Genomic DNA, 5,303 nt, shown 5'->3' with positions numbered 1-5,303 from the left:
CGTTCGGCGACCGGATCGCCGGCGGGCTCGCGGGCGGGCGGCCATGACCGACTCGATCCACGCCGAACGCCGGGCGTTCCGCGCCGGCCGGGTCCGGCTGGCGTTCCTCACCAGCGCAGGGTCCAAGGCGCTGGGGCTGATTGTGCAGTTCCTCGCCTTCCCGCTCGCGGTCCGCTCGCTGGGGCCGGAGCGGTTCGGCATCTACATCATGCTGGTGTCCGCGCTCGTCTGGATCGACCTGGGGCGGCTCGGGATCGGTCCGGGGCTCACGCGCGAACTGGCGATCGCGTGGAACCGCGGCGAGCGCGAGCGCGAGCGCGTGCTGTTCTCCAACGCGATGTTCCTGCTGCTCGGCATCGCGGCGTTCATCACCGTGCTGCTGGTCGCCGCGTTCGCGGTCGGCATGCCGTACATCGACACGCTGTTCGGGGCGTCCGGTGCGCGCTTCCACTCGGAGATCGTCACCAGCATCGTCATCGTCGGCACCTTCCTCGTCGCGCAGGTCGTCTTCAGCATCGGCGAGGCCGCGCGCTCGGCGTATCAGGACGATTTCATCAACAACCTGATGAGTTCGCTGGAGAATCTGGCGTCGCTGCTGATGATCTTCTGGGTGGCGCTGTTCTGGCCGACCGTTCCCGGCTTCGCGCTCGCGGTCTTCGGATCGATGGTGCTCGGCAAGGGCGTGAACGTCGTCCTGCTGCTGGTGAGGTCGCGCCGCTACCTCTTTCCGCGCTGGCGCTACGTCAGCCGCGCCGAGTTGCGGCCGCTCGTCGCGTCCAGCCTGGCGTTCTGGGTGGTGCAGATCGCGGTGCTGATGATGCACAACCTGTCGATTCTACAACTTGGCCATCTGATCGGCGCCGGAGGGCTGACGCCGTTCGCGATCGTGTTCCGGTTGCTGCAGCTGTTGTCGACTGGAGTGTTGATGATCAGCATGCCGCTGTGGCCGGCGATCACCGACGCGGTGGTGCGGGGCGACCGCGACTGGATCGTGAAGGCGTACCGCCGCCTGATCGGCTCGGCGATGGCGTTCTGCACGCTTGTCGCGATCGGGCTGACGCTGTTCGGCCCCGCGCTGATCCCGTTGTGGGCGGGCAGCCACGTCCGCCCGGGACCGGCGCTCAACGCCGTGCTCGGCGTCTATTTCGTGATCTGGATGTGGAATCACTGCCATGCCACCGTGCTGTTCGGGCTGGGCCGGCTGTGGGCGGTGGCGTGGATCACCTTTTGCGAAGGGGCGCTGGTGCTGGTGCTGGGCAGCGTCCTGGTGCCGCGTTACGGTGTGGTCGGCACCGGGCTGGCGCTGTGCATCGCCGGGCTGGCGGTCACCGCCTGGACGCTGCCGCTGATTGTCCGTCGCGCGCTGGCGCGGCCGCTCCACCTCGCGCCGTCCGACCTTCCGCCCGCCGGCCCGGTGGGCGCGCTTGCGGGAGAGGCGGCATGACCGCACCCGTCCGGCGGCGGCGGCTCGCCTATCTCACCAACATCCCCTCGCCCTATCGCCGGGACATGGCGGCGGCCTGGGCGGCGCTCAATCCGGAACTGTCGCTGTCGGTGTTCTACACCGACGCCGACGATCAGGGACGCGGCTGGCGGGCCGGCGACATCGGCGGGGGCGTGGTGGAACGCCGGCTGCCGATCGTGCTGGAGACGGACAGGTACGGCAAGCTCAACCGGGGGCTGCGCCGGATGGTGGCACGGCACGACATCGTCATGCTCGGCGGCTTCGAGCAGGCGAGCTACCTCGCCGCCGGGATGTGGGCGCGGGTGATGCGCAAGCCCGTGATCCTGCTGTTCGACGGCTTCAGCCCCGCGCGCTTCGGCCACGAGGGCAGGGCGATACTGGCGCTCAAGCGCGCCACCGCGAGGCTGGCGGACGGCTTCTTCGCCAATGGCATCGTCGGCGAGCGATACCTGCGCGAACAGATCGGCATCCCGGCGTCCAGGCCCGTGTTCAACCAGTACCTCAGCCACGCCGACGCCGCGATCGCCGCGGCCCGCCGGCGATGGACGGGCGCGAGCCGGCAGGAGGTGCGCCGGTACCTGGGCGTGCCGCTCGACGGCCCGTTGCTGCTGAGCTGCGGCTATCTCATCGAGCGCAAGCGCGTCGATTGCACGATCGACGCCATCGCCCGCCTGCCCGAGGCGGGGCGGCCGGGATTGCTGGTCGTCGGCTCCGGGCCGCTGGAGGAGGCGTTGCGCGCGCGCGCTCGCGCCTGCGGCGTCGCGACGCACTTCGCCGGCTTCAGGCAGGCCGACGCGCTCGCCGACTATTATTTCGCCGCCGACGCGCTGGTGCTCTCGTCGCGGGACGATCCCTGGGGTCTCGTCGTCAACGAGGCGATGAGCGCGGGCCTTCCCGTGATCGTCAGCGACGCGTGCGGCGCGGCGAGCGACCTCGTCCACGACGGGAGCAACGGCTTCGTCTTCGCCGCGCAGGACGTCGACGCGCTGGCGGCCGCGATCGCGCGGCTGCTGGCCGCCGACCGCGAGGCGATGGGCGAGCGGTCGCGCGCGATCATCGGGGAATGGACCCCCTCCCATTCGGCGCGCAGCCTGGATAAGGTCGTGCGCGCGGTGATGCCGGAGGGATGATCGGATGGCTGTGCTCGACGGTTCGAAGATGGTGGCAGGGGTGAGACACGATGGACATTGACGTAAAGCCGTACGTCGCGGGTCAGCGCCTGTATGATGACGACTTCGACGCGCAGGCCATCGAGCAATGGTATCGCGACGAGGAAGAGGCCTATTACGACCTCGCGCACGAGATTCCCGAGTATGAGTACCGCGCGTTCAACGACATCCACGCCTTCGACGAGCTGCGCGAGCGGCATTTCGACGCCTGCCTGGCGTTCGGCTGCGCCGACGGCGCCGATGTCGAGGCGCTCGCCGGCAGCGTCGACCGCTTCATCGCGCTGGAGCCGGCCGAGAAATGGTGGAAGGACTCCATCGGCGGCAAGCCCGCGCACTATATCAAGCCGGCGATGAACGGCGACGTCCCGCTGGCGGAGGCGTCGGTCGACCTCGCGGTGTGCCTGGGCGTCGTCCACCACATTCCCAACGTGAGCCATGTCGTCGGCGAACTGCACCGCGTCCTCAAGCCCGGCGGCACGCTGGTGCTGCGCGAGCCGATCTTCTCGATGGGCGACTGGCGTCAGCGCCGGCAGGGGCTGACGAGCCGCGAGCGCGGCATCCCGCCGCAGATCCTGACCGGCATGATCGACAAGGCCGGGTTCGACATCGTGTCGGCAAAGCCCTGCATGGTGCCGTTGACGCCGCGGCTCGCCCGGCTGTTCGGCATCAGGTTCGCGTACAACTCGCGTGCCGTGGTGCTGGCCGATCGCGTCATGTCGAAGCTGACGTCGTGGAACATGCGCTATCACCGCAGGACCGTTCTCCAGAAGATCGCCCCGACGTCCATGTACGTGATCGCGCGCAAGCGATAGCGCCCGCCGGCGTCGCGCCGGCGTCGCGCCGACAGGCCGACGTGCAGGTCGCGTGCGGCGGTCGCGCTTGGTCGAAGGACGGGCGAAAGAACGGAAGGTCATCACCATCGAACTGGTCATCAACGGGCGCTTCCTCACCCAGTCGGTCACGGGCGTCCAGCGGTATGCGCGCGAGTTGCTGGGGGCGTTCGACGCGCTGCTGGATACGCGCCCGGAGCTGAAGGTCCGCCTGCTGACGCCGCCGATCGCGGCCGGCGAGGTCCCAGCCCTGCGCAACATCCGCCACGAGGTCGTCGGACGCCGCCGGGGGCATGGCTGGGAGCAGCTCGACCTGCCGCGCCACCTCGGCGGCGCGACGCTGTTCTGCCTCACCAACACCGCGCCGCTGCGCTCGCTGCTCGGCCGGGGCAAGGTGGTCGTGACCGTCCACGACCTGTCCTATCGCTACTTCCCCGAAGCCTATAGCCGCGGGTTCAAGCTGTTCTACAACTTCATGGTGCCGATCATCCTGCGGCGCGCGCGGCGGGTCATAACCGTGTCGCAGTCCGAGCGGCGGGCGATGCTGGAGCATTACCCCTTCGCCGCCGCGCGGCTGGTGGCGATCCAGAACGGCGGGTTGCCGGTCGGCATCGAGCAACAGGCGCCGGACCCACCCGAGCGAGAGACGGTCCTGTACGTGGGCTCGCTCAGCAAGCGCAAGAACTTCCCCGGCCTGCTGGAGGTCGCGATCCGCATGGCGCGGCGCCGGGGGGCGCGGTTCGTCTTCGTGGGCGGCGTGGCCAAGGGGCTGAACGCCACGATCGCCGCGGTGCCCGACGACGTGAAGGACCACATCCGCTTCCTGGGCCAGGTCAACGACTGGGACAGGCTGCTCGCCGCCTACCGGTCGGCGCACTGCTTCCTGTTCCCCTCGTTCTACGAAGCGTCGCCGCTGCCGCCGATCGAGGCGATGGGCTGCGGCTGTCCGGTGGTCGCCGGCGACATCCCCTCGCTGCGCGAACGCTGCGACGCCGCCGCCCGCTATTGCGACCCGGGCGACGTCGACGCGATCGTCGCCGCGGTCGAGGAGGTGCTCGACACGCCCGGGCTGCGCGAGCGGATGCGCACGGCCGGCTACGCACAGGCCGATCGCTACAGCTGGACGACCTGCGCCGAGGCGACGCTGGACGTGCTGCTGAAGGCGTAGGGCTCGCCCGGGATCATCGATGCGGCACATCCATGCACGCGGCCTCGCGCTGACGCTGGTCGCGACCGTCGCGGGCCTCGTGTCCCGGCCGGGCGAGGGAGCCTCGCCGCCCGGCCGGACGGCGACGGCGGCGCGGACCCGCATCGCCGCGCCGGGCGGGCGGATCGACGTGATCCTCGTCCTGGGGCAGAGCAACGCGACCGGATACCAGTTCGACCGCGCGACGGGCTACCCGGTCGATCCGGCCGTACTGGCGTGGAACGGCACGCGCCTCGTCACCTATGCGCCCAACGCCGCGACCGGGGTCGAAAGCGGCAAGCCCGCCGGCTATTGGGCCGCGGAGCTGGCCTATGCGCTCCGGTACCGCTCCGCCCATCCCGCAAGCAGACTGGCCGTGCTGCGCTACACCGCCGCCGGGACCCAGCTTGGCTGTTCGGGCGACGCCGTGCCGGACTGGAGCACCCGTTCCCGGGGCGAGTTGCTCGACGGCGCGCGGGCCTTCGTGCGCACCGGCCTCGCCGCCCTTCGGGCACGCGGCTATGCCCCGCGCCTCCGCCTTGTCTGGTGGCAGCAGGGGGAGGCGGACGCGACCGCGGCGCTGGCGCCCGGCTACCGGGCCGATCTTGCCGCCCTCGTGGGCGCGCTGCGCGACGCGGGGGGCGACTTCGCGG

Annotated in this window: 5 protein-coding genes; all 5 read left to right on the top strand. The window is 70.5% G+C overall.

All coding sequences use genetic code 11. From position 1 onward, the window contains the following. Positions 1-1,444: oligosaccharide flippase family protein (locus tag HUV01_RS11565; RefSeq protein WP_217430996.1), on the top strand; the 1,444-nt coding region annotated here is incomplete at its 5' end. Continuing rightward, entirely contained in the window at positions 1,441-2,595 is a 1,155-nt protein-coding gene (locus tag HUV01_RS11560; RefSeq protein WP_174298395.1) for a glycosyltransferase family 4 protein, read from the top strand. The genes HUV01_RS11565 and HUV01_RS11560, both read left to right, overlap by 4 nt. A gap of 50 nt (positions 2,596-2,645) precedes the next feature. Then, positions 2,646-3,446 (top strand): class I SAM-dependent methyltransferase, encoded by an 801-nt coding sequence (locus tag HUV01_RS11555; RefSeq protein ID WP_174298394.1) that lies wholly within the window; start codon positions 2,646-2,648, stop codon positions 3,444-3,446. A 52-nt stretch (positions 3,447-3,498) separates the two neighbouring features. Then, on the top strand, positions 3,499-4,632 hold the full coding sequence (locus tag HUV01_RS11550) for a glycosyltransferase family 4 protein (protein WP_217430995.1): 1,134 nt from the start codon (positions 3,499-3,501) through the stop codon (positions 4,630-4,632). A gap of 19 nt (positions 4,633-4,651) precedes the next feature. Further along, on the top strand, positions 4,652-5,303 hold a 652-nt coding region (locus HUV01_RS11545; protein ID WP_217430994.1), incomplete at its 3' end, for a sialate O-acetylesterase.

The sequence above is a fragment of the Sphingomonas bacterium genome, from assembly GCF_903643035.1.
In the GTDB taxonomy this organism is placed as follows: Bacteria; Pseudomonadota; Alphaproteobacteria; order Sphingomonadales; family Sphingomonadaceae; genus Sphingomonas.
Note: the sequence above shows the minus strand (reverse complement) of the source record. Positions and strands in the feature narration are given on the sequence as shown.